This is a genomic window from Novosphingobium aeonii (assembly GCF_052279045.1).
Taxonomy (GTDB): domain Bacteria; phylum Pseudomonadota; class Alphaproteobacteria; order Sphingomonadales; family Sphingomonadaceae; genus Novosphingobium.
In genome coordinates this window covers 109,616-131,939 of the sequence record NZ_CP176834.1, presented here as the reverse complement: position 1 = coordinate 131,939, position 22,324 = coordinate 109,616, and the positions used below count along the sequence as shown (strand labels likewise).

The following is a 22,324-nucleotide window of genomic DNA, read 5'->3' as shown; positions in this document are numbered from 1 at the left end:
CCGACCAACTCGTGCCGTTCCAGGCTCGCGCATGAGCGGCAGCTCTCGCCAGCAAAGCCGACGTCTGCGTTCAATGTCAACGCAGGCGGGTAAACAGGCAATGCGGTCCATTGCCGCCTACCGAGCCATATCCGGGTCCTGGTTTCCTCATCGAACGCCCGCGGCGTCGCGGTCGTCCTCGCCAGACATGCGCTCGATGATCGGGCAATCGGGGCGGTCGTCCCCATGGCAGCGCTCCGCCAGTTCGAGCAGCGTCTGGCGCAGTGCCTGAAGCGCTTCTGCCTTGCGGCCGAGTTCTTCCGCGCGGGCGACGGCGAGTGCCTTCACTTCGGCGCTGGCGCGCTGGCTGTTGCTCCACAGCCCGAGGAGATCGCGAATATCCTCGATCGGAAAGCCGAGGTCGCGCGCATTGGCGATGAAGCGCAGGCGGTGGACATCGGCATCGGCATAATCGCGATAGCCGCTGTCCCGGCGCGGCGGCGCCGGGATCAGGCCGATCTTCTCATAATGGCGGATCATCCGCTGCGAGACGCCGCTCGCCTGCGAGGCCGCGCCGATATTCACAGCTTCACCCGGTTGAGGCGCAGCGCGTTGGCGACGACGCTCACCGACGACAGCGCCATCGCCGCCGCCGCGATCATCGGCGAGAGCAGGATGCCGAAGACCGGATAGAGCAGCCCCGCCGCGATCGGCACACCCGCCGCGTTGTAGATGAAAGCGAAGAACAGGTTGTGCCGGATATTCGACATCGTCGCCTCACTGAGCTGGCGGGCCCGGACGATGCCGTTGAGATCGCCCTTGAGCAAGGTCACGCCCGCGCTTTCCATGGCAACGTCGGTGCCATGTCCCATCGCGATGCCGACGTCGGCCGCCGCCAGCGCCGGGGCATCATTGACGCCATCGCCCGCCATGGCGACGACGCGGCCTTCCTGCTTCAGCCGCGCGACGACATTCGCCTTCTGGTCGGGCAGCACATCGGCCTCGACCGCATCGATGCCGAGTTGACGCGCAACCGCTTCAGCCGTGGTGCGATTGTCGCCGGTCAGCATCACCACCTTGATGCCGTCGGCGCGCAGGGCGGCCAGCGCCTCGGGTGTCGTCGGCTTGATCGGATCGGCGATGGCGAAAATCCCCACGGCCCGATCATCCAGCCCCATGAAGATCGCCGTCGCGCCATCGCCGCGAAGTGCATCGGCCTCGGCGACAAGCGGCGCGGTATCGATCCCCGATTCTGCCAGGAAGCGCGCATTCCCCAATGTGACCCGCTTGCCTTCGACGGTGCCCAGCGCCCCCTTGCCGGTGGGTGAATCGAAATCGCTGACGGGAGGAATGTCGATGCCTCGGCCCGTCGCCGCATCGACGATCGCCAGCGCCAGCGGATGCTCCGAGGCGCGCTCGACGCCGGCGGCAATCCGCAGCAACTCGCTTTCCGCATAGCCATCCGCCGCGACGATCCGGGTGACGGCGGGCTTGCCTTCGGTCAGCGTGCCGGTCTTGTCGACGACCAGCGTGTCGACCTTCTCCATATGCTCCAGCGCTTCGGCATTCTTGATCAGCACGCCAAGCCCCGCCCCGCGCCCGACGCCGACCATGATCGACATCGGCGTCGCCAGCCCCAATGCGCAGGGGCAGGCGATGATCAGCACCGATACCGCCGCGATCAGCCCATGGGCAAAGCGCGGCTCCGGTCCCCAGACGCCCCAGATGACGAAGGCGAGGACAGCGACCCCGATGACAACCGGCACGAACCAGCCCGAGACCTGATCGGCCATGCGCTGGATCGGCGCGCGCGAGCGCTGCGCCTCGGCGACCATCTGGACGATGCGCGACAGCATGGTATCGCGCCCGACCTTGTCGGCGCGGATGACCAGGGCGCCGCTCTGGTTCATCGTGCCGCCGATCACGCTGTCGCCATCCGACTTGGTGACGGGCATGGATTCGCCCGTGACCATCGATTCATCGAGCGCCGAACGCCCTTCCTCGACCACGCCGTCAACCGGCACCTTTTCGCCCGGCCGCACCCGCAGCCGATCCCCCACCGCCACATCCTCCAGCGGGATTTCCGCCTCGCTGCCGTCCTCGGCGATGCGCCGAGCGGTTTTCGGGGCAAGGTTGAGCAATGCCTTGATCGCGCCCGATGTGCGTTCGCGCGCGCGCAGTTCCAGCACCTGCCCCAGCAGCACCAGCACGGTAATGACGGCGGCCGCCTCGAAATAGACCGCGACGGTCCCGTCAGCGGCGCGGAAGGCGTCCGGGAAGATACCGGGCGCCAGCGTCGCGACGACGCTATAGGCCCATGCGACGCCGGTCCCCATCGCGATCAGCGTGAACATGTTGAGATTGCGCGTCTTCAGCGAAGCCCAGCCGCGCTCGAAAAAGGGCCAGGCCGCCCACAGCACGACCGGCGTCGCCAGCGCGAACTGGATCCAGATCGACAGCTTCATGGGCACGAGATGATGCAGCGCCGGGAAAAGGTGCCCGCCCATTTCGAGGATGAAGACCGGGAGGGCCAGCGCAAGGCCAATCCAGAAACGCCGTGTCATGTCGAGCAGCTCGGCGCTGGGTCCGGTATCGGCGCTGACCATTTCCGGCTCAAGCCCCATGCCGCAGATCGGGCAGGCGCCGGGATGGTCCTGCCGGATCTCCGGATGCATCGGGCAGGTCCACATCGTCCCCGGCGGCGCATCGACGGGTTCGACGTCGGACTTGTTCAGATGCGCTTCCGGGTCCGCAATGAACTTCTCGCGGCAGCCGGCGCTGCAAAAATGATAGTCGTGGCCAGCATAGGTCGCGTGATGCGCGGTTTTTTCGGGATCGACCGTCATGCCGCAAACCGGGTCGACCACCAGTCCGGCGGAATGCTTGCCATGGTCACCACAACAACTGTGGACACCGGAATGAACGCCATGTTTCGACTCGGCCATCAACCGTCTCCTTCTATCGCAGGGCAAGATGGAGTTTGACACCATGTCAGAGTCAATAGGCACTTGACCTTATCATTGTGTCAAGGTGCATGAAGGGTTCGAAAAGGATTCGAATCGTTGTCACCCATGGCCCGACCGCCCAACAGGCCCCACCACCCAACAGGATTGCGATGAAGTTGCTTTCGTCGCTCCTGATTGCGCTTGCCATGCTCGTCTCGTCCGTATCGATGGCGAGCGGCACTGCAACGGCTATGCCGCATCAGGGTGCGATGGAGATGGCTTCGGTCGCGGGGCATTGCGCCGGGAGTGAATCTCCCTCCCATCGTAAATCACCCGAACCCGGCATGCACTGCGCCGTTGCCTGCGCGGCGTTCCCGGCAATGCCTCCCCTCATCGAGCAGTTGGATCGGCCAACAAAGGCCTTATATTCTGTTGCGGGACAGAAACATCTCATCGCGATCACGCTTGAGAGAGACACGCCGCCGCCGCGCATGATTCCGGGGAATTGAGGTTCATCCAATTTCTTCCGGAGATTAGTCATGAAGTTGATAATTGCTGCGATCACGATGATGATCGCCATGCCAGCCTTCGCCCAGAGCGCCGCACCGGCCGATGTGCGCACCCCACCCACCAGCCAGGGCGAAAAGACCGGCCATGACGGGCATGAAGGTCACGATATGTCCAGCGGCTGCTGCGACAAGGGGGCTGATGGCAAGATGGCCTGCTGCGAGAAAATGAAGGCCGAGGGCAAGGCGGAGGCGCCTGCCGCCGATCCGCATGCCGGACATGGCATGAGTCAGCACTGATCGAACGCAAACCGGGAGGCGGCTTTCCCGTCTCCCGGCCCATTCAGCACATAGCGGGCTCCCCCGATGGAGCCGAGGACAATATCATGACACAGACGATCGATCGGCGATCCCTGCTGCGTGCCGGCGCGGTCGGCGCCGCCGGACTGGGCTTTTCCGGCCTGTTCCCTGCCTGGGCCCAATCGGGTTCGGCAGGTCTGGCCGGCTCGCCGGGGCTGGCGCCGCAGATGCCCACGCTTTCGGGCGAGAATATCCACCTTAAAATCGCGAACACCCCCTTTACGGTTGGCGGCCGCACCGGCCATGCCGTCACGATGAACGGCGTATTGCCCGCGCCGCTGATCCGGCTGCGCGAGGGGCAGAATGTGCGCCTCCATGTCGAAAATACGCTGGATGAGGATAGCTCGATCCACTGGCATGGGCTGATCGTACCATTTCAGATGGACGGCGTTCCCGGCGTCAGCTTCCCTGGTATCAAGCCGCACACTACCTTCGTTTACGAATTTCCGCTGCTGCAAAGCGGCACCTACTGGTATCACAGCCACTCCGGACTCCAGGAGCAGCAGGGCCATTACGGGCCGATCGTGATCGATCCCGCCGAGCCCGATCCGGTCGCCTATGATCGCGAGCATGTGATCGTGCTCAGCGACTGGACCTTCCTGCATCCGCACCAGCTCGTCACCAAGCTCAAATCGGAAGGCGGCTATTTCAACCGCCAGAGGCAGACGCTGTTCGGCATGCTGCGTGGTGGTCCCGAGGAGAGCATGTCCGCTTCCGACCGCGCCATGTGGGGAAAGATGCGGATGGACCCCACGGACATCGCGGACGTGACGGCTGCCACCTATACTTATCTCGTTAATGGTCACGGGCCGCAGGAAAACTGGACCGGCCTCTTTCGCTCCGGCGAGCGGGTGCGGCTGCGCTTCATTAATGCTGCTACCATGACGATCTTCAATATCCGCATTCCGGGTCTGCCCATGACCGTGGTCAGCGCTGATGGGCTGAATGTCCGTCCGGTGACCGTGGACGAATTCCAGATCGGCAATGCCGAGACCTATGACGTCATTATCCAGCCAACCGAGGACAAGGCGTTCACGCTCGTCGCGGAATCGATCGATCGTTCCGGCATGGCGCGCGCCACGCTCGCGCCGCGCATGGGGATGACCGCGCCCGTTCCACCGCTTCGCCCACGTCCGACACTCACCATGAGGGACATGGGCATGGGCAGCATGGATCATAGTTCAATGGCTGGAATGGACCATGGCGCAATGGCCGGGATGGATCATGGCGGCTCCCATTCGATGGGCAGCATGAACATGCGCGACAAGTCTTTGGTCCCCGACAGCGTCAAGGTCGGTGTTGGCGTGGATGCCATCGCCATGTCACCAGTCGATCGTACCGGCGATCCGGGCGTCGGGCTGGAAGATGTCGGGCACAAGGTGCTGACCTACCGTGACCTTATGTCGCTTACCCCAAACCCTGACACGCGCCCGCCGCAACGCACGATCGAGGTCCACCTCACCGGCAACATGGAGCGCTTCATGTGGTCGTTCGATGGCGAGAAATTCAGCGAAGGGGTCGAGCCGATCCGCTTCGAACGTAACGAACGCGCTCGCGTCGTGCTCATCAACGATACGATGATGACCCACCCGGTTCATCTGCATGGCCATTTCTTCGAGGTGGTGAACGGCCATACCGGCAGCTATCCCCGCAAGCACACGGTCAATGTGTTGCCGGGCGGCAAGGTCAGCTTAGACCTGACGGCAGACGCACCCGGCGACTGGGCGTTTCACTGCCATCTGCTGCTTCACATGCACGCCGGAATGTTCCGTGTCGTCACCATCCGTCCGCTGGAGGGAGATGCGGCATGAAGTATCTCCTCAGCCTGCTTCTCGCGGCCGCCGCAACGCCCGCGCTGGGGCAGCATAACCATGCCGCCGCCGAACAGCTGGTGACGGCCGATCCGCATGCGGGGCATCAGATGGACGAAGAAGCTGACGACCCCCATGCCGGGCACGATATGCCGCAGTCTCCATCCGGTCCATCGGATCCACACGCCGGTCATCAGATGCCTTCCACTTCCGCAACGGACGCGCACCGGGCTCATGCTGGGCATGAACCCGGCATTCCCGATCCGCCGGTGGCGCCGCCGTCAGCGGCGGCATTGCGTGGTCCCGATCACGCTGCCGATGCCATTTTCGGCGCGCAAGCAATGGCCCCGGCACGCGAAACCGTCCGCAAGGAGCATGGCGATATCAAAAGCGGTATGATCCTGATCGATCAGCTGGAAGCGGTCATGGGCAAGGGCAAGGACGGTTATGCGTGGGAGGCCCAGGGTTGGTACGGTGGCGATATCGACCGGCTGTGGTTCAAGACCGAAGGAGAAAGCAGCTTTGGCGAGAGTCCGGAACGCGCCGAGGTTCAGGCGCTCTGGAGCCGTGCGCTCGACCCGTGGTGGAATCTTCAGGCCGGTATCCGTCAGGATTTTGGCGCGGCGCCCGATCGGACTTACGCCGTTGTCGGCGTCCAGGGCCTTGCCCCTTATTGGTTCGAAATGGGTGGGGCGTTGTTCCTGTCGGACAAAGGCGATTTCACCGCGCGGATCGAAGCGGAATATGATCAGCGTCTGACCCAGAAGCTGATCCTTCAACCTGCGGCTGAGCTCAACTTTTCGGCGCAGGATGTTCCTAAGCTTGGCATAGGCTCCGGCCTCTCCACCGCCGAACTGGGACTACGGCTGCGCTACCAGTTCGTACCCGAGTTCGCGCCCTATGTCGGCGTCCGATATGAGCGCGCTTTTGGCGACACGGCAGATTTTCGGCGTGCACGGGACGAGAAGGCAGGAGGATGGAATTTCCTGATCGGAATCCGATCCTGGTTCTGAGGACGACTGTTTCCAGGCTGGCACGCGTCGCTGATGCTGGCCAGTCTGGATTTTGCCTACCGACTCGAAGCAAAGGCATCAACGAACGTGAGACGTCCGCTTATGCGAAAAGCGGTCGTTCGTTGCTCCGATTTCCAACGGCAGGTAAGTCCAAGGATTTCGGGCGCTTGCGTACGGAATCCTGACATGGAGGAACCCGCGGGCCCCATCCACCGATCTATGGGCAAAAGGGCTTTGGTGTGGATCTGGTTGACTGAGGCAGACGTGCCAGTTTGCCCATCATAGGCAGGCTGGCAAGGGCTTTGGGTACGATTAGGCCGCGTTGCTTCCCTGACCCGGTATGCAATGTGCGCTGTTTTGATCGAGCCCGTGAGGTGGGCGCACTTTTCCGTATGGGCCGAGACGGAATGACCTCGGCCATGCTGTAGGGTGAGCCATGCCGGATCATGGCGCGTATTTCCGGGTCAGGAATGTTGGCGCCGGCGGTGCGCGAGGCTGATACCAACGCGCGAAGGCCTCGATGATGGTCATGTGCCCGCCGCAGCACGGACATGGCGGGCGGTGATCAGGCGGCTCGTCGGGTTCGGGCTCCTCGACCGGCGCGGCGAGGCCCAGCAGCCCACGAGCCAGTGCCATGGCCTCCTTATGCGCTGAACTGGCGAGCAGGCCATAATGCCGGATGCGGTGGAAGCCGCGCGGCAGGACGTGGATCAGGAAGCGGCGGATGAACTCGTCGGTCGCCAGCGTCATGACCTGCTGACGTTCAGCAGCATTACGGCGATAATCCTTGTAGCGGAATGTCACGCCGGACCCGTCGAAGCCAATGAGCCGCCGGTTCGAGATCGCGACGCGGTGGGTGTAGCGCGAGAGATAGGCCAGGACTGCCTGCGGGCCGGCGAAGGGTGGCTTGGCATAGACCACCCAGCGCTTCTTCCGGATCGGCGAGAGATGCCGCAGGAATGTCGTGCGGGCGGCAAGATGGGCATGAGCGCCGAAGAAGCCCAGCTTGCCGGCATCGAACAATGCCAGCAGGCGGGTGAGGAACAGCCGGCGGAACAATGCGCCCAGCACGCGCACCGGTAGCAGGAAGGCGGGGCGCGAGGAGATCCACCGCGTGCCGTCCGGCGCGATGCCGCCACCGGGCACGATCATGTGCACGTGCGGGTGGTGGGTCAGCGCCGATCCCCAAGTATGCAGCACGGCAGTGATGCCGACCCGTGCGCCGAGGTGTTTAGCATCGGCGGCGATGGTCAGCAGCGTGTCCGCAGCCGCGCGGAACAGCAGGTCATAGATCACCGCCTTGTTCTGCCACGCGATGGCGGCGATCTCGGCGGGTACAGTGAACACGACATGGAAGTAGCCGACCGGCAACAGATCGGCTTCGCGCGCCGCCAGCCAGGTGCGCGCCGCGGCGCCCTGGCACTTGGGACAATGCCGGTTGCGGCACGAGTTGTAGGCGACCCGCCAGTGCCCGCAGTCGTCGCAGGCCTCGATGTGACCGCCCAGCGCGGCGGTGCGACAGTTCTCGATGGCCGTCATGACCTTGAGCTGGCCGAGACTGAGATGCCCGGCATGGGCTGCGCGATACGCGGACCCGGCACAACGGAAGATATCGGCGACCTCGAGCGAGATGCGCACCGGCTTAACCGGGAGGTGCTCTACCTTCCATCAAGGCCACAATCTGGTCGAGCGGGCTGGCCACCGCCCGCATGGTCTTGCTCGAAACCTTGGTATAGATGGCGGTGGTGTCGATGTTTGTGTGGCCTAGCAGCACCTGGATGACGCGGATATCCACACCTTGCTCAAGCAGGTGAGTGGCAAACGAGTGGCGCAATGTGTGCGGGCTCACTCGCTTGTGGATCCCGGCGAACTCCGCCGCCTCATGCACGGCGCGGTTCAACTGGCGCGCCGAGATCGGATCCGTGCAATTGCGACCCGGGAACAGCCATCCATGGGGCAACATCACTCCGCGGCGCTTGCCTTCGCGCCACCATTGCCGGAGCAGATCCAGCAGATGCGGTGAGAGCATGGCGTTACGGTCCTTGCGTCCCTTGCCCTGTTCGACACGGATGATCATGCGCTCGCTGTCGACGTCTCCAACCTTGAGGTGGGTGACTTCGGACACGCGCAAACCTGCGCCGTAAGCCACGCTGAAGGCGGCCTTGTACTTGATGCCTGGGGCTGCCTCGATCAGTCGTGCGGCCTCCTCGACGCTCAGGACATCTCGAAGCTTGGGTTCACACCGTATGACGGAAAGACCCAGCGCAATCTCCGGCCGCTTGAGCGTCATGGTGAAGAGGAAGCGCAGAGCCGATACTGCGGCGTTGATGGTCGCCGGTCCAACGGCGCGCCGATGCTGGTCGAGTTGAAATCGCCGGAGGTCTTCTGCGTTGGCGGTGTCGGGAGGGCGGCCCAGAAACGCGGCGAAGGATCGTACGTGGCGAATGTAGTCCTGCTGCGTATGCACCCCGAGTCCTCGAAGCTTCATATCCTGTAGCATCCGCTGGCGCAGCGAACCGGTGGGGGCCGACATAATCGTAGTGTCCATGGTGAGTTCCTTTGCGTTGAAGGAACCTCACAATCTCATGGCGACTCCGCCCCAACCAACGTCTGGCAATTACGGCGCGACCTCACCCCAAACACCCCTCCCGCGGAGCGGGTTCGTCCATGTCCCAGACCACGTCAATCAACGTGGTGTACGACAAACAGGTGTTTTTCGACCCCTCCGAGCCTTAACGTATATCTGTGCCCGTTTTATGTGACGCCCCCGATCCGCGCAGCAGTTCCAGTGCAGAAACCGGTTGACCGAGCGCTGCTGCCAAAAGCTTGAGCACGGCCTCGTTCGCCTTGCCACCTTCAGGCGTCGCTGTCGTCCGGACCTGCAAGATGGCGTCTCCGGTCGGCACGATGATGGCATCGGCGGAGGCATTGGGCGTCACGCGAATGGAAAGCCGACCCGCGCCATGGCCGCGCAAAGCCGTTTCGCTTTTGGGGATGGGCGGCCCGAAGGCAGCCGGATCCAGGACATTGCGGACTGCCCGCCCCCGCGTCAGGCCAGCCCTGTTTAAGCACGGCGGAGCGGCGCGAGACGGACAGAGGGCGACAAGTCATGACCGGTGGTCATCGCCCGCGCTTGGCTGGTGATCGGCCCGGCGCGCCGCTTCCCTGTTCTGCCGATCATGGGCGCGGCCTCCGGCCACGGTCACAGCGAAGAACAGCACCATCAGGATGAGGGAAATGATGACGATCGCTGCGATGATCATAATGCGTGCCGGCCCTTTTGGATTCCGTTGGGCCAGCTCCATGCGAGACTAGCCTTGCGCCCCTCAGAGGCTCATGCCTCGTTCATGTAAGTACCATCTATCGACAGAGGCTGTGAATATAGAGATTTGATGTTCTATACATCAGCGGCGGCGCGCGCGCCGAAGAAAAGCGGTACGGCCCCGGACCCGCTACGAAGCGGACCCGGGCCGTACATCTTGGCCTCGGCAGCGCGCCTTGGCCATTTCGTCTCGGCGGTTGCGGCCGCCTGCGACACGCTCAAACAGGGCCTTCAGATCGGGCCGCTGCCGCGCAGAAGAACCCGGCCAAGCCTTTCAGAAAAGGCGCGCGGATCGAGCGGCAGTTCGCCGTCGGCGATGCGGGCCTCGTCGAACAGCAGATGCGCTGCATCCTCGCGCAAGTCCGCCTGCTCTGCGCCTACCGCGCTGAGCCGGGTGACGAGCGCATGCCGGGGATTGATCTCGAGGACCGGCTTGCTCACCTGCGCAAGCTGCCCCGCGCCCGCCAGGAGCCGCTCCATCTGACGGTCCATGCCATGTTCGGGCGCGACCAGGCAGACAGGGCTGTCGGTCAGCCGTTCCGACGCGCGGACATCCGATACCACATCGCCCAGCGTCGCCTTGACGAAGTCGATGAAGCCGGCGACCTCGTCCGACGTTTCCGCCGGCGGTTGCTCGCCATCGGCAAGGGGTATGAGACCCAGATCCGACATGCCCTGTGTCACCGACTTGAACGGCTTGCCTTCGAAATCCGGCGCTCCGGTCACCCAGAAACCGTCGATCTGGTCGGTCAGCAGGAGCACTTCGATGCCGCGCGCGCGGAAGCCTTCGAGCTGGGGCGAGGAGGCGAGCCGCTCGATGTCGGAACCCACCGCATAGTAGATGGCGGTCTGGTTCTCTTTCAGATCGGCAGCATAGTCCTTGAGCGAACGCCATTCATTGTTCGACGTGCTGGTCTTGAAGCGGGCGAGCCCCAGTAGTGTCTCGCGCCGGGCATAGTCCTCGTAGAGCCCCTCCTTCAGGACGGACCCGAAATTCTCCCAGATCTTGAGATACTTGTCGCCATCGCTGTTCGAGAGCTTTTCCAATTCGCTCAGCACGCGGTTGGACACACCCTTCTGGATGGCGGCCAGAACCGGGCTCTCCTGGATCATCTCGCGCGAGACGTTGAGCGGCAAGTCCTGCGAGTCGACCAGTCCGCGGACAAAGCGCAGGTAGCGGGGCAGGATCTGCGCCTCGCCCGTGATAAACACCCGGCGGACATAGAGCTTCATCCGCCCCGCCCGATCGGGGTCGAACAGGTCGAAGGGTCGCATCTCAGGCACAAAAGCGAGCACATTATATTCGTGCACGCCCTCGGCGCGGTAGTGCAGCGTCAGTGCGGGGGTGTCGAACTGTCCGGCGTTGGTCCTATAGAAGTCAGTATAGTCTTCCTCGCTGATCTCGGACTTGGGCCGCGTCCAAAGCGCCGCGCCATCGGCAATCTGCGCCGGCTCCGCATCGGGCTTGTCCTTGAGGACGATCGGCACCGGGACATGGCCCGACTGCGCCTTGATCTTGGGCTCCACGCTGAAGCGCCGGGTATAGTCGGCCGCATCTTCCTTGAGATGAAGAATGACGCGCGTTCCGCGCGCCGGAGCCTCGGCCGGATCAGCATCCCCGATCGAGTAGGTGCCCAAACCATCCGACGTCCACAGGCCAGCACCATCCTCACCAGCACGGCACGATAGCACATCGACCTTGTCCGCAACCATGAAGGCGGAATAGAAGCCAACGCCGAACTGGCCGATGAGCTGGCCGCCCTCGCCATCCTTTTTGGCGGCGATCTGTTCCATGAAGGCTTTGGTGCCCGAACGGGCGATCGTGCCGAGCGCCTCGGCCATTTCGGCCTGGGTCATGCCAATGCCATTGTCCTCGATGGTCAACTGGCGCGCATCGGGATCGAGCGTAATCGTGATCCGCGGCTGAGGGTCGTCACCCAGCAGTGCCGGCGCCGCTATCGCTTCGTAGCGCAGCTTTTCGCAGGCGTCGGCGGCATTGGACACCAGTTCGCGAAGGAAGACATCCTTGTCCGAATAGACGGAGTGCACCATGAGGTGCAGCAGCTTGGCGACATCGGCCTCAAAGGACCGCGTGTCGGGGGAAGCGTCGGTAATCGTGCTCATCGCTATATTTCGCTCTCCTTGGAATGGCGGGCGAAATCTGGTTGGCACGGCCCGGTTTTTCAACCCGGGGGAACCGGCGTGACGGCGGGCACGACCCCAGTGACACACGAGTTCGGCGGGATGATGAGCCCCCACCCGCCGCGGGGGCCCAGGCAGGCAGCGCGTTGCTTGTCCCTGCAATGGTTGGCCGTGACGCTCGGCGTTGCCGATTCAGTGGGATGGGTACTGCTTGGCGCTGCCAAGGCGGACCTGCCGCTTGCGCAGTAATCCTGCCCGCAGCCCACAGCTAGTCGTCAGCCGCAACGCTATCCTTCCCTGAGGGCCGGTCGTAAATGGGAGGCGGTACGCGCCAGGCGCCTTTGTGATCCATCTCGATCGGCAAGTCGCATCGCTCGCAGAACGCTTTGTACTGGCCCTGCTTGTCGCGCGCTATGGAAGCGGATGACGGCTTATGCCGACCCAGAAGACAACGCACATACATGGTCCACGTCTAACGCGATCGACGGGACATTAGTAGCACCCGCGAGTCCATTCCCAACGCACCAACCGATGTACTTGTCATGCCCCCTTCAGCGGAATGGCGGAACCGACGTTCTCGGCTCCGCCGTCCATTCGTCAGGCCGCCGAGCTTTGGGCGCGACCGCGATCCATGGCCGTCAGTCGATCCTTAGCGGCGAGCTTGAGCTTTTTGAGACGGGCGACCAGTAGCTGGTCGGGTACAGGCCGCCGCAGTTCCTGCTCGATCTCTGCCTCCAGACGGGCGTGCTCCTCGCGCAGATGGTTCAGATAATGGTCGGACATCGTCTTCTCCATGCCAGGTTGTGACTATGTGCGCTTTCTCGCGCACAGCCTGAGAATAGGTGCGCGTCCTGTCCTTTTCCAGTCATTCCCGAGGCCTTTGGCGACATCAGCATGGCTTGGTCTGGCACCCCAGCAATCGTACAGCAACACGCCGCCTGGGCGTCAAAGCACACCATCGTCTCAGCAAAGATTTGGAAAATCTCCCCATGGATCGTTTCTTCACCGCCATCGCCACCCGCTCCGCCCCGATCATGGGCCAGCCGCTGGCTTTCATTCTCTCGACCCTGTTCATCATTCTCTGGGCCGTCAGCGGACCATTCCTGAATTATTCCGACACCTGGCAGCTCATCGTGAACACCGTGACGACCGTCCTGACCTTTCTCGCCGTTTTCCTCATCCAGAACAGCCAGAACCGCGATGGTGCCGCGATGCAGGCCAAGCTCGACGAAATCATCCGCGCGCTCGACAAGGCGCGCGTCGAGTTCGTGGGCATCGAGCATCTGACCGACGCCCAGATCGCCAAAATTCGGGAAGCCCTGGAGAACGACATCCGCAATGAAGCAGACGACGACAAGGATCGGACCGTCACCCGCACCGTGGAAACTCTGCTCAAACGCTACTGACAAGCGCGCAGCGCCCATTCGGAGCGCAGGCGCCTCATGATGCTTAGCTCAGGGCGTCCGCCAGACACCCCGGTTGGTGAATCTGGCCGGCGTTAGAGGCCCTTGGCCATATTGAGGTGCGCAGTGACGATCGGCACGAGCTCTGACGCAAAGGTCTTGAGGGATGCAACGTCGCCGCTTGCCGCATAGGCCTTGAGCGCATTCAATGTCTTCTGGTGGCCATCGGCCTGAAGGCGCGCATAGGCACGATTAAATTCGGCGCCCGACTTGGTTTGCAGATCGGCGAGCTCCTGCTGTTGGGCCGGAGTCAACGCCGCATCAGGCGTGATTGCCGGCGTCGCGGCCGCGGCCGCCGTTTTGAGCTTCGCAGTCGAGTCCGTGTGGGCCTTGATCATCTGCTCGGCGAAGGACTTGATCTTTGCGGACTGCGCCTTGCTCGCCGCGAGTTTTGACGTCTCGATCTCGAAAGCGTCGCTTGCTGCCGCCGTGTTTGCAAAGGCCTGTCCCGGGCTCAGGACCGCAGGTGCCGGTGCGGCAGGTTCGGCCGCGGAGGTCGCCGCCGTATTCTCGACAGGCTCGGCCTTCTTGCCGCAAGCGGAAAGGCAGAGCGCGGCGGCCGAAAGAGATACCAAAAGAAGCGGTTTCATGAATAACTCCCCCATTCGAGCAGGACGCCTGCTCAACGCGGACCAGGCTTCATCGTTCCAGCGGCGGACCTTTTCGAACGCGGGACGTTTCACCCTTGCCCGCCCGCCGCGCGGCATGAGACCCAAGGAGACGAGACGATGAGCATCTTCGGCAACATTCTAGGCAAGATCTTCCACCCGAACGCGGCCAAGGCCGCGCCCGCGAGTCCTGCGCCCTCCGCCGCGCCTGCCGCGCCAAGTCCCGCCCCAGCGCCCACGACAACTGCTCCGGCTCCCGCCGCCGCTGCACCGGCGCAAACATCGGTCGACGTCGGGCCCGTCCTGGAGGCTATGGCCGCAATGAAGGACGATCATGGCGGCAACTACAAGAACTCGATCGTCGATCTTCTGAAGCTTCTCGATCTCGATTCCAGTCTCACCGCCCGAAAGGAGCTGGCCGAGGAACTCGGGGTGAATGCCGGCGAACCCGGTTCAGCCGAACAGAATATCGCGCTTCACCGCGCCGTCATAGACAAGCTTGCCGAAAATGGCGGCATCGTCCCCGACGACATGCGCAATTAGGCGGTTGCGCAATGCGGCTGTTCCGACGGAGCAGCCGCAGTGCCGCAACGACGATCCAGTGAGTGACGACGGCTGCGGAGGCGTGCAGGCCGGGCAGGCGGGGCAGGCCGGATAAAGCTTGGCGCGCCTACAAGGGAGGCATATTGCCGACCCCATGACAAACACACGCAACATTCTTGTCGTTGAGGACGAACCGCTCATCGCCATGATGCTCGAGGATTTCATCGACATGATGGGTCATCGGATCGGCGCGGCCGTAGGAAGCGTCGCCGACGCGCTCGCCGAGATCGAAGCGCAGAGCTTTGACCTCGCCATCCTCGACCTCAACCTGGGCAAGGAAACCTCCTGGCCGGTCGCCGACGCGCTTCAGGATCGCGGCATCCCGTTCGTCCTTGCCACGGGTGGCAACCTCCAGGCGCCGTCCGAGCGCCATGCCGGCGCCCGGACCCTGACCAAGCCCTATACTTACGAGAACGTACAGGCTTCCATCGACGCGCTCGCGGGCGTCTGACAAGGCGTATGTGCAGCGTCAGGCAGCCGTTGCGGCCGCTGCCTGCCCTGGCTTCAAAACGATCTTCGTGTAGCTGTCCTGCTCGTCGTGGAATTTCTGATAGCCGAGTGGCCCATCCTCGAGCGCCATGCGGCGGCTGATAAGGAAGGTTGAATCGATCTTGTCCTCCGCGATCGCGGCATAGAGAGGCTGCAGATAGCGCTGCACATGCGTCTGGCCGGTCTTGAGGGTCAGGCCCTTCTCCATCAGCGCGCCCAAGGGGAACTTGTCGACGAAGCCGCCATAGACGGCGGGCATCGAGACACGCCCGCCCTTGCGGGTCGCCAGGATCACCTGCCGGATGGCGTGGATGCGATCGGTCCCCAGGAAGGTGGAAGCCTTGATCTGGTCAATGATATTGTCGGCAAAGGCGCCGTGCGCCTCAAGGCCCACGCAATCGATCGCCGCGTCGGGGCCGATCCCGCCCGTCATCTCCATCAGCGCCTCATAGACCTTGCTCTCCTCGAAATTGACAGTCTCGGCACCGAATTTGCGCGCAAGTTCGAGGCGGCGGGGGAAATGATCGATCGCGATGACCCGCTCGGCGCCCATCAGGAAAGCCGACTGCACCGCGAACAGGCCCACCGGACCGCAGCCCCAGACAGCGACCGTGTCGCCCGGCTCGATCTCGGCATTCTCCGCCGCCATCCAGCCCGTCGGAAGGATGTCCGAGAGGAACAGCACCTTGTCGTCCGGGATGCTTTCGTCGGGAATGACGAGCGGGCCGACATCAGAGAAGGGCACGCGGACATATTCGGCCTGCCCGCCGGCATAGCCTCCGGTCATGTGGCTGTAGCCGAACAGGCCGGGCATCGGATGGCCATAGCCCTCGCGCCCGATATCCTGGTTGTCGGCCGGGTTCGCATTCTCGCAGGCCGAATATTGCGTCTTCGAACAGTGATAGCAGCTGCCGCACGAGATGGTGAACGGCACGACGACGCGCTGTCCGGTCTTGAGGCTGCTCTTGGGCCCGACCTCGACCACTTCGCCCATGAACTCGTGGCCGAGAATGTCGCCCTTCTGCATCGTCGGGATATAGCCGTCATAAAGATGCAGGTCCGACCCGCAGATCGCGGTGGAGGTCACGCGGATGATCGCATCGCGCGGATTGACGATCGCGGGATCGTCGACCGTGTCGCAGCGTACGTTGTGCTTGCCGTGCCAGGTGATCGCCTTCATCGCGCTTACTTTCCTTCTTCTGCGAGGATGCGCGGATTGCGCGCGTTCGTGGCGATTTCGCCGGTTTCCATAAGCTGCTTGAACCGGCGCAGGTCGCGCCGCGTCTGGATCCTCGGCTCGCGCTGGAAGAGCTTGGCGACCAGTTCGCCGATCACGCCGCCGGGCGGATCATAGGCGATCACGGCGCGCACGACGGTGCCGCGCCGCCCCGCATCGCGAAACTCGATCCGGCCGCTATTGGCGACGTCGGCGCCCTCGGCAGACTGCCAGGTTATCTCCTCGCCCGGCACATCCTTGGTGATGACCGACTCCCAGGACACTTCGCGGCCCGCCGGCGCCTTCACGGTCCAGCGCGACCGATCGCGGTCGATCGGCTCGATCGAGACGATATTGTCCATGAACGAAACCAGGTTCGTGGGATCGCGCCAGAAATCATAGAGCTCGCGCGCCGGTCGGTTGATCGTGACCGCCTCGGCCAGCAGCTTCCGATCGGAATCGGCGGTTTTCGACGCGGTGACGGGGGCGCCATCCTGTCCGGCGGTTCGGCTGCGCGTTTCAGAATCTGTCATGGCTGCGGATCTCCTTCGTTCGGGAACGTCACCGCGTAGCGGGGGTTCCGATCGATGCCAGGATCACGGACCTCCCAAACGACCGATCGGACGTCTGACCAAGCGATAGGAGAGCAAGCTGGAAGACGCCGCCGGATGGATCGCCCCGATCGCGACGATGATCGCCGCCATGATGACAGCCGCCAATCTCGGTGCTCGCGTCACCGGCTGGGGCTTCGTCGTCTTCACGCTAGGCTCGATCTGTTGGTCACTTGTCGGCTTCTCGACCGGGCAGACAAATCTGCTGGCGACCAACGGCTTCCTGACGCTGGTCAACCTGATCGGCATCTGGCGCTGGCTCGGCCGGCAGCGCGCCTATGAAGATGGCGGCCAATCCGCCAGCGAAGCGAGCCGCCGCTCGGCTCTGCCCACGCTCTTTACGGCCACCGGGATCACGGGCCTCCCCGTCACGGCATCGGATGGCGAGATGGTCGGCACCGTGGTCGAGGCCCTGGTGACCTGCGCGGACGGCACCGTGAGCTACGTGGTCATACGCTCAGGCGGCGTGGGCGGCATCGGCGAGACCCTGCGCGCAGTCGCACGCAGCGATCTCGACTTTGGCTGTAAGGGCTTCACCCTGCATCATGAGAGGACATGGTTCGAGGCGCTACCTGGGCTCGCCGATGGCGACTGGCCCGCGGCGCCAGAGGCGGCGGCCGCGACGCCGGCACGCAGCTAGACGGTCGAGTGGTCACAGCGTCGTGGTTCGACTCTCGGTAGTCACCATGCCTTGCTGAACGAGGAGAGAGACGGCAGACTTGCAGGAGGGGGCGACGATCATGCAGGACGGCTTTGCGCGGATCTCCGCGCCCGAATTTCTTTCCATCTCCCTGGACAACGCGCTTCCGCCGCTGCCCGGCGAGAAGCCTGAGCGGATCGCCTCGGATCTTGGGTGCGGCCTGTGGTCGCTGATGGCGCGCGCCGGCCGCAACGTGTTGCCGGGGCCCGCCCACAGAAGCGAACTTGGCCTCACGGACGAGCTCGATGCGCTCGTGGAGGCTGCCGGCCAGGTGGTTCTCACCAGCGGCCACCGCCTGAGCGAACTCCTCTGGACCCGCAGCGGCCCCTACTGGAACGGCGCGCTAGCCCGCACGCTCATCCTGCAGCAGGCGCGGCAGGGCTTTCTTCTGTTACTCGCCCAGGCGGTCACGCCGCGCGCCGTCCTTTTCGGCCATGCCTCGCCGCTGGTCGTGGAACTCGGCATCGAGGGTGATCTGGACCTCGCAGGTCCGCATCTCGTGCTGCTCGTCTGTACCGTCGATCCCACAGGCAAGGCGGTGGCACGGCGCGGTTATGCGCAGGCCATCAAGAGCGCGCGCTGCTTCATGCCTGTGGGATCGGCCTTCGAGCGGGACGCGCTCGAGGCACTCATCACGCTACGCGAAAAGCTCGACTGTCATGGTGTGGATTGCACGATCACGCGCGACATTGGCGAGGAGGGCTTCGCTCGTGAATGGCAGGTCGGTCTGCGCCGCGAGGCGACGACAATCGGCCAGCTGCGGATCGTGCTTCCAGGCGACGCGGGGATGGCGGAGGTTGGGGGATGGAGGCTGCGATCGCCGGGGACGGTGCCTTTGCCCTGACGCCGAAAAATTTCGAGGATGGGCGCTTCGTCGCCTGGCTTGAGCGGGAAATCGGCAAAAATGGCGGGGCGAAGGGCGGGTGACGCGGATGGGTCTTTGTGGATCACCACGAACAGAAGAGCCGGTAAGTGCGGCCCAGCGCTGACGCGCCGCGAGCCGCTTGAGCCCCCGCTCTGTTCCCTTTGACACATAGAGGGGCGCGGTTAGCAATGACCTAAAGGCGGAGCATCTCGGGCGGCGCATATTCCTGCCCAGACGTGATTATTCGCCCGACGAAAGATGACGTAGCGAACCGTCGACGAGGGCGCGGGCCGGTAACATGGCTTGGCCTTACCGGCCAGCTTTGGTAGACCGCCAACGCGCTGCGAAAAGGGCGGCGCCGGGACTGCTAATCCCGCGAACGCGAGCAACTCGGAACCATCGGTTCCCGGGGTGCCGCTGCGCATGTCCAGACCCTAGGGTTAAAGGTGGCGGCGCATGTGTGTTCGCATGTTAGCGGCTCCCGCGTCCAGTGCGCGGGAGTTCGGGCGATCGCTCCTTATGCTTCCGCTTCGACAATTTTGTCAGGAAGGTCAGGCGATGGATGCGAGGGACACGCGAAGCCGGGCGGTGGCAGTTGGCCTGATGCGCGTGGCGCTGACTTTCCTCGACGAGATCGACGACGATATGGTGATCGCCAGGCTTCAGCATGCCATCGATACCGCGCTCGCCAAAGGCGGGCTTGAGGACATCGATCCCAGAAGCGCGGCGCTTATCGCCGCCATGCCGCTCGACAGCTAAGCACGCCGGGCTGCGCGCAGCGCATCGGCACTGCCGCCGGGACGAGTATCCGACGTGCCGAGGTCCGTTGCACGCTAACGAAAAAGAGAGGGCGGATGCGCTTCCATAACGACCGCACGGGCAGTCTGCCCGCTATTGCAACACAGGGGGGCCGAATGCGACCAACCGGTCCGCCGCAGTGGAGGTCTCGCGCTCCGCTCGACGCTTGGCGGTCTGTTCGTGCTGAAGCGCCATGGTCTCGAAGGCCGCGACGGACCTCAGTGCGCGGTCGCGGGCATTGCTGAGGGTCGCCGCGTCAGCTTCCGCCTGGGCGCGGGCCGCCAGCCCGCGATAATGCTCGGCGTCATTCGCCATGAACAATCCTTTCGAATACAAAACCAAAGGGCGGCATTTCATGCCGCCCTCCTTGTCGCTCAGTCTTGCGTTTGCAGGTTGACCGCGCTGGTCTTGCCGCGGCGGTCGGTTTCCAGTTCATAGCTGAGCCGCTGGTTCTGGTTGAGCGTGTTAAAGCCCGCGCGCTCGACAGCCGAGATGTGGACGAACGCATCCTGTCCGCCGGTTTCGGGGGCGATGAAGCCATAACCCTTGTCGGCGTTGAAGAATTTGACGGTGCCAGTGATGGTGCTCATGTAAGATATCCTTCTAGGATCGGGCTCCCGGAGATCGGGAACCCTCGTGCTGCGAGGGGCAGGGAAAGAAGGAAGAGCAGAGCCGCAAAGCACCGAAAGACCGTCTATTTGCGACTGTAGCATGCGGGATATGGGGCGTAATCACGCAAAAACAAGACCGCCCTGCCCGACGACGAACAGGCGCGCAGATCCATGAGATGCGCAGGCCGGCCGCAGGGTCGCCCTCGCGGCCGGCAGATCGAGTTGAGAAGGGGGTCTTGAGGAGACTCGATCCGCGTCGAACCTTACTCCATCCATCAGATGTCATAAGCCGCTTCCTTTCCAGCCTCGACGATCGAACGTATAGCGAAATGCTGTTGCCGGCAGCGGTAAGGCAACACTTTGGATCAGAGGCAGAATCTGCTATCCTCGCGGATATGACCCAGCGAAATAATTACAGATCCGACGCCCTTAGAAGAAGGGCATATCTCGGGGAGTTACACTGGCCTTGCACTCTGAATGATTGATCGGAGCTAGCAGGAGATATGAATGGTAGCGATACGTCCATTCCGGTTTATGATGCGCAATCCGCCGTTCTTGCTGAGCGTTACGACGATCCGGCCTTGCTCCGTATCCATGATCCAATCCTGAGCCTTCTATCTGATCAACCGGCTCAAAGTTTGGCGCTTGATATCGGTGCTGGGTCCGGCCGGGATGCGGCTTGGCTCTCCGCGCTGGGCTATGAGGTCGTCGCGGTCGAGCCAGCCGCTGGCATGCGAGCCGAAGCTATGCGCCGTCATGCAGAGGCTGACATTCGCTGGGTGGACGACCGGTTGCCATCGCTAACCCGCGTTCACGCGCTTGGGTTAGCATTCGATTTGATAATGGTCTCAGCGGTCTGGCAGCATATCGCCCCGTCTGATCGGCAGCGGGCCTTTCGCAAACTTACGACCCTGCTCAAGCCGTCCGGCCTGTTAGTGATTTCGCTTCGAAGAGGCAAAGCACCCGCCGACCGCCCAATGTTTGATGTGAGCGCGGGTGAGTTGGAGGGGTTGGCGCGACTGTATGGAATCGAAGTCCTGCGCGAGCTCCGCAGCAACGACCAGATGGGGCGTGAAGAGCTGTCCTGGACGCATGTCGTGCTGCGCATGCCGGACGATGGCGCGGGCGCCCTGCCATTAATTCGAGGGATCATTCTCGGGGCGGAAAAATCCTCGACTTACAAGCTCGCGCTCTTGCGCGCGGTCGCACGCGTCGCGGACGTTGCACCGGCAACGGCCCGACCAATCTTAGGAGAGATCGACGAGGTTGAAATACCCCTCGGTCTTGTCGCTCTGAACTGGCTACGCATGTATTTGCCGCTCGTTCGAGCAGGCCTGCCCCAAGCCCCGCGCAATAGCGGTCCGGACGGTCTTGGCTTTGTCAAAGCGGGATTTCGGACATTGATTGACGATCGCCTGTCTGGGATTGATTTGCGACCCGGCGCTAGTTTTTCTGGAGAGAGGGCAGTCGCTGTCGCCAGCGCGATCACTGACGTGGCCTCGACGATAGCCTCCATGCCTGCCAATTTCACCCGGTTTCCGGGCAGCGACAAACGTATTTTCGGTGCGCACCGTTCGCGTGCACCGAAAGTGGGACCCAGCCTATTCTTGGATGTCACCGCCCTTTGGCAATGGGGCAGCCTTACTGTGCCTGGTCACGTCTGGCGTGCGCTCACACGTCTAGGTGCATGGATCGAACCAGTGCTTGTCACCGAATGGGCTCGACTAATGAGAAGTTATGCTGATCGTATGGGCACGATCATCGCAGTTGGCGTCGCAGAGGCCGGTCTCGTATGGGAAGAGCCACAACGCGACACGCAGCTTGCCAGGGCCGTAGCCATACGGATCCGTGACATGGGACGCCCGGTTTGCTGTATCTGGACAGGCCGGCCAGTGCCGGAAGCGCAGCTTGACATCGACCATTGTTTGCCGTGGTCAGCCTGGCCTTGTGGTGATCTTTGGAACCTGATGCCCTCTGCCCGACGGATAAACCAGCACCAAAAGCGAGATTATTTGCCCGCTAAAGCTGCCCTCGCGGCGGCGAGACCATATATCGTCGACTGGTGGAAATCGGCATGGATGGATGATCCCGTGCTAGGCCTTCGGTTTACCCGCGAGGCGGCGGCAGCGCTGCCGCTCGACGAAGAGCCAGATGTAGAGAATATCTTCGCCGCGCTGGAATGGCGACGGCTTCGATTGCGACAAGATCAGCAGGTACCAGAGTGGAGCGGCGTCGGCGTTCCACTTTAATCTCTAGTTGCGTAACGGCGCACACGCTTAGCA

24 protein-coding genes are annotated in these 22,324 nt (G+C 63.1%); 11 read left to right on the top strand and 13 right to left on the bottom strand.

What is annotated here, in order from left to right; all coding sequences use genetic code 11:
* Window positions 1-147 precede the first annotated feature (147 nt).
* Both cueR and ACLIMP_RS25355 read right to left on the bottom strand, forming a co-directional pair.
* Complete coding sequence (gene cueR, locus ACLIMP_RS25360) at window positions 148-564, bottom strand: Cu(I)-responsive transcriptional regulator (protein ID WP_037520666.1); 417 nt, start codon at window positions 562-564, stop codon at window positions 148-150.
* Entirely contained in the window at window positions 561-2,924 is a 2,364-nt protein-coding gene (locus ACLIMP_RS25355; RefSeq protein ID WP_443478927.1) for a heavy metal translocating P-type ATPase, read from the bottom strand. Before ACLIMP_RS25355 ends, cueR begins: the two co-directional genes overlap by 4 nt.
* Window positions 2,925-3,094: 170 nt before the next feature.
* Here ACLIMP_RS25355 and ACLIMP_RS25350 point away from each other — a divergent pair, with 170 nt between their 5' ends.
* From ACLIMP_RS25350 to ACLIMP_RS25335, 4 genes are all read left to right on the top strand, one after another.
* On the top strand, window positions 3,095-3,433 hold the full coding sequence (locus ACLIMP_RS25350) for a hypothetical protein (protein WP_167302014.1): 339 nt from the start codon (window positions 3,095-3,097) through the stop codon (window positions 3,431-3,433).
* Between the two features lie 30 nt (window positions 3,434-3,463).
* Window positions 3,464-3,730: a hypothetical protein gene (locus tag ACLIMP_RS25345; RefSeq protein ID WP_021236450.1), complete on the top strand. Its 267-nt coding sequence runs from the start codon at window positions 3,464-3,466 to the stop codon at window positions 3,728-3,730.
* An 86-nt stretch (window positions 3,731-3,816) separates the two neighbouring features.
* Window positions 3,817-5,601, top strand: a complete 1,785-nt coding sequence (locus ACLIMP_RS25340; protein ID WP_303761859.1) for a copper resistance system multicopper oxidase — start codon at window positions 3,817-3,819, stop codon at window positions 5,599-5,601.
* 80 nt (window positions 5,602-5,681) lie between these two features.
* The gene (locus ACLIMP_RS25335; protein ID WP_443478926.1) at window positions 5,682-6,614 is read left to right on the top strand and encodes a copper resistance protein B; all 933 of its coding nucleotides are present in this window, start codon (window positions 5,682-5,684) and stop codon (window positions 6,612-6,614) included.
* A 444-nt stretch (window positions 6,615-7,058) separates the two neighbouring features.
* Here the strand turns inward: ACLIMP_RS25335 and ACLIMP_RS25330 are convergent, their stop codons facing one another.
* From ACLIMP_RS25330 to ACLIMP_RS25305, 6 genes are all read right to left on the bottom strand, one after another.
* Entirely contained in the window at window positions 7,059-8,252 is a 1,194-nt protein-coding gene (locus ACLIMP_RS25330; protein ID WP_185999475.1) for an IS91 family transposase, read from the bottom strand.
* A gap of 4 nt (window positions 8,253-8,256) precedes the next feature.
* Window positions 8,257-9,162 (bottom strand): tyrosine-type recombinase/integrase, encoded by a 906-nt coding sequence (locus tag ACLIMP_RS25325; RefSeq protein ID WP_221937281.1) that lies wholly within the window; start codon window positions 9,160-9,162, stop codon window positions 8,257-8,259.
* A gap of 184 nt (window positions 9,163-9,346) precedes the next feature.
* Window positions 9,347-9,610: a DUF167 domain-containing protein gene (locus tag ACLIMP_RS25320; protein ID WP_443479009.1), complete on the bottom strand. Its 264-nt coding sequence runs from the start codon at window positions 9,608-9,610 to the stop codon at window positions 9,347-9,349.
* Between the two features lie 111 nt (window positions 9,611-9,721).
* Window positions 9,722-9,919 (bottom strand): hypothetical protein, encoded by a 198-nt coding sequence (locus ACLIMP_RS25315; protein ID WP_303761868.1) that lies wholly within the window; start codon window positions 9,917-9,919, stop codon window positions 9,722-9,724.
* 248 nt (window positions 9,920-10,167) lie between these two features.
* Window positions 10,168-12,060, bottom strand: a complete 1,893-nt coding sequence (gene htpG, locus ACLIMP_RS25310) for a molecular chaperone HtpG (protein ID WP_303761870.1) — start codon at window positions 12,058-12,060, stop codon at window positions 10,168-10,170.
* 615 nt (window positions 12,061-12,675) lie between these two features.
* Window positions 12,676-12,861, bottom strand: coding sequence for a YdcH family protein (locus ACLIMP_RS25305; RefSeq protein ID WP_037520926.1), 186 nt, complete (start codon window positions 12,859-12,861; stop codon window positions 12,676-12,678).
* Between the two features lie 206 nt (window positions 12,862-13,067).
* Between ACLIMP_RS25305 and ACLIMP_RS25300 the strand changes: the two genes are divergently transcribed.
* Entirely contained in the window at window positions 13,068-13,484 is a 417-nt protein-coding gene (locus ACLIMP_RS25300) for a low affinity iron permease family protein (protein ID WP_303761874.1), read from the top strand.
* A gap of 92 nt (window positions 13,485-13,576) precedes the next feature.
* Here ACLIMP_RS25300 and ACLIMP_RS25295 read toward each other — a convergent pair whose 3' ends face one another.
* Window positions 13,577-14,131, bottom strand: coding sequence for a DUF4142 domain-containing protein (locus ACLIMP_RS25295; RefSeq protein WP_303761875.1), 555 nt, complete (start codon window positions 14,129-14,131; stop codon window positions 13,577-13,579).
* A gap of 138 nt (window positions 14,132-14,269) precedes the next feature.
* Here ACLIMP_RS25295 and ACLIMP_RS25290 point away from each other — a divergent pair, with 138 nt between their 5' ends.
* Window positions 14,270-14,692, top strand: a complete 423-nt coding sequence (locus tag ACLIMP_RS25290; RefSeq protein ID WP_443478925.1) for a DUF3597 family protein — start codon at window positions 14,270-14,272, stop codon at window positions 14,690-14,692.
* A gap of 154 nt (window positions 14,693-14,846) precedes the next feature.
* Complete coding sequence (locus ACLIMP_RS25285) at window positions 14,847-15,203, top strand: response regulator (protein ID WP_008832005.1); 357 nt, start codon at window positions 14,847-14,849, stop codon at window positions 15,201-15,203.
* Window positions 15,204-15,221: 18 nt separating this feature from the next.
* Here the strand turns inward: ACLIMP_RS25285 and ACLIMP_RS25280 are convergent, their stop codons facing one another.
* Window positions 15,222-16,421 (bottom strand): zinc-dependent alcohol dehydrogenase, encoded by a 1,200-nt coding sequence (locus tag ACLIMP_RS25280; RefSeq protein ID WP_443478924.1) that lies wholly within the window; start codon window positions 16,419-16,421, stop codon window positions 15,222-15,224.
* Between the two features lie 5 nt (window positions 16,422-16,426).
* Window positions 16,427-16,990 (bottom strand): SRPBCC family protein, encoded by a 564-nt coding sequence (locus tag ACLIMP_RS25275; RefSeq protein WP_036530389.1) that lies wholly within the window; start codon window positions 16,988-16,990, stop codon window positions 16,427-16,429.
* 157 nt (window positions 16,991-17,147) lie between these two features.
* Here ACLIMP_RS25275 and ACLIMP_RS25270 point away from each other — a divergent pair, with 157 nt between their 5' ends.
* The 3 genes from ACLIMP_RS25270 to ACLIMP_RS25260 all read left to right on the top strand — a co-directional run bounded on the left by ACLIMP_RS25270 (window position 17,148) and on the right by ACLIMP_RS25260 (window position 19,392).
* Window positions 17,148-17,708, top strand: coding sequence for a PRC-barrel domain containing protein (locus ACLIMP_RS25270; RefSeq protein WP_048938204.1), 561 nt, complete (start codon window positions 17,148-17,150; stop codon window positions 17,706-17,708).
* 100 nt (window positions 17,709-17,808) lie between these two features.
* Complete coding sequence (locus ACLIMP_RS25265; RefSeq protein ID WP_303761882.1) at window positions 17,809-18,612, top strand: DUF8535 domain-containing protein; 804 nt, start codon at window positions 17,809-17,811, stop codon at window positions 18,610-18,612.
* Window positions 18,613-19,191: 579 nt separating this feature from the next.
* Entirely contained in the window at window positions 19,192-19,392 is a 201-nt protein-coding gene (locus tag ACLIMP_RS25260; RefSeq protein ID WP_048938203.1) for a hypothetical protein, read from the top strand.
* Window positions 19,393-19,524: 132 nt separating this feature from the next.
* On the opposite strand, the gene ACLIMP_RS25255 is transcribed toward ACLIMP_RS25260, so the two are convergent.
* Window positions 19,525-19,746 (bottom strand): hypothetical protein, encoded by a 222-nt coding sequence (locus ACLIMP_RS25255; protein WP_080993621.1) that lies wholly within the window; start codon window positions 19,744-19,746, stop codon window positions 19,525-19,527.
* 59 nt (window positions 19,747-19,805) lie between these two features.
* Window positions 19,806-20,021, bottom strand: coding sequence for a cold-shock protein (locus ACLIMP_RS25250; RefSeq protein WP_011950600.1), 216 nt, complete (start codon window positions 20,019-20,021; stop codon window positions 19,806-19,808).
* Between the two features lie 524 nt (window positions 20,022-20,545).
* Between ACLIMP_RS25250 and ACLIMP_RS25245 the strand changes: the two genes are divergently transcribed.
* On the top strand, window positions 20,546-22,291 hold the full coding sequence (locus ACLIMP_RS25245; protein WP_443479007.1) for a class I SAM-dependent methyltransferase: 1,746 nt from the start codon (window positions 20,546-20,548) through the stop codon (window positions 22,289-22,291).
* Window positions 22,292-22,324 lie beyond the last annotated feature (33 nt).

What these genes read in the sequence shown, in the direction of transcription:
- ACLIMP_RS25355 (WP_443478927.1), bottom strand. Translation starts at nt 2,924, where the DNA reads ATGGCCGAGTCGAAACATGGCGTTCATTCCGGTGTCCACAGTTGTTGT.
- ACLIMP_RS25350 (WP_167302014.1), top strand. Translation starts at nt 3,095, where the DNA reads ATGAAGTTGCTTTCGTCGCTCCTGATTGCGCTTGCCATGCTCGTCTCG.
- ACLIMP_RS25345 (WP_021236450.1), top strand. Translation starts at nt 3,464, where the DNA reads ATGAAGTTGATAATTGCTGCGATCACGATGATGATCGCCATGCCAGCC.
- ACLIMP_RS25340 (WP_303761859.1), top strand. Translation starts at nt 3,817, where the DNA reads ATGACACAGACGATCGATCGGCGATCCCTGCTGCGTGCCGGCGCGGTC.
- ACLIMP_RS25325 (WP_221937281.1), bottom strand. Translation starts at nt 9,162, where the DNA reads ATGGACACTACGATTATGTCGGCCCCCACCGGTTCGCTGCGCCAGCGG.
- ACLIMP_RS25315 (WP_303761868.1), bottom strand. Translation starts at nt 9,919, where the DNA reads ATGGAGCTGGCCCAACGGAATCCAAAAGGGCCGGCACGCATTATGATC.
- htpG (WP_303761870.1), bottom strand. Translation starts at nt 12,060, where the DNA reads ATGAGCACGATTACCGACGCTTCCCCCGACACGCGGTCCTTTGAGGCC.
- ACLIMP_RS25305 (WP_037520926.1), bottom strand. Translation starts at nt 12,861, where the DNA reads ATGTCCGACCATTATCTGAACCATCTGCGCGAGGAGCACGCCCGTCTG.
- ACLIMP_RS25300 (WP_303761874.1), top strand. Translation starts at nt 13,068, where the DNA reads ATGGATCGTTTCTTCACCGCCATCGCCACCCGCTCCGCCCCGATCATG.
- ACLIMP_RS25295 (WP_303761875.1), bottom strand. Translation starts at nt 14,131, where the DNA reads ATGAAACCGCTTCTTTTGGTATCTCTTTCGGCCGCCGCGCTCTGCCTT.
- ACLIMP_RS25290 (WP_443478925.1), top strand. Translation starts at nt 14,270, where the DNA reads ATGAGCATCTTCGGCAACATTCTAGGCAAGATCTTCCACCCGAACGCG.
- ACLIMP_RS25285 (WP_008832005.1), top strand. Translation starts at nt 14,847, where the DNA reads ATGACAAACACACGCAACATTCTTGTCGTTGAGGACGAACCGCTCATC.
- ACLIMP_RS25280 (WP_443478924.1), bottom strand. Translation starts at nt 16,421, where the DNA reads ATGAAGGCGATCACCTGGCACGGCAAGCACAACGTACGCTGCGACACG.
- ACLIMP_RS25275 (WP_036530389.1), bottom strand. Translation starts at nt 16,990, where the DNA reads ATGACAGATTCTGAAACGCGCAGCCGAACCGCCGGACAGGATGGCGCC.
- ACLIMP_RS25270 (WP_048938204.1), top strand. Translation starts at nt 17,148, where the DNA reads ATGATCGCCGCCATGATGACAGCCGCCAATCTCGGTGCTCGCGTCACC.
- ACLIMP_RS25265 (WP_303761882.1), top strand. Translation starts at nt 17,809, where the DNA reads ATGCAGGACGGCTTTGCGCGGATCTCCGCGCCCGAATTTCTTTCCATC.
- ACLIMP_RS25260 (WP_048938203.1), top strand. Translation starts at nt 19,192, where the DNA reads ATGGATGCGAGGGACACGCGAAGCCGGGCGGTGGCAGTTGGCCTGATG.
- ACLIMP_RS25255 (WP_080993621.1), bottom strand. Translation starts at nt 19,746, where the DNA reads ATGGCGAATGACGCCGAGCATTATCGCGGGCTGGCGGCCCGCGCCCAG.
- ACLIMP_RS25250 (WP_011950600.1), bottom strand. Translation starts at nt 20,021, where the DNA reads ATGAGCACCATCACTGGCACCGTCAAATTCTTCAACGCCGACAAGGGT.
- ACLIMP_RS25245 (WP_443479007.1), top strand. Translation starts at nt 20,546, where the DNA reads ATGAATGGTAGCGATACGTCCATTCCGGTTTATGATGCGCAATCCGCC.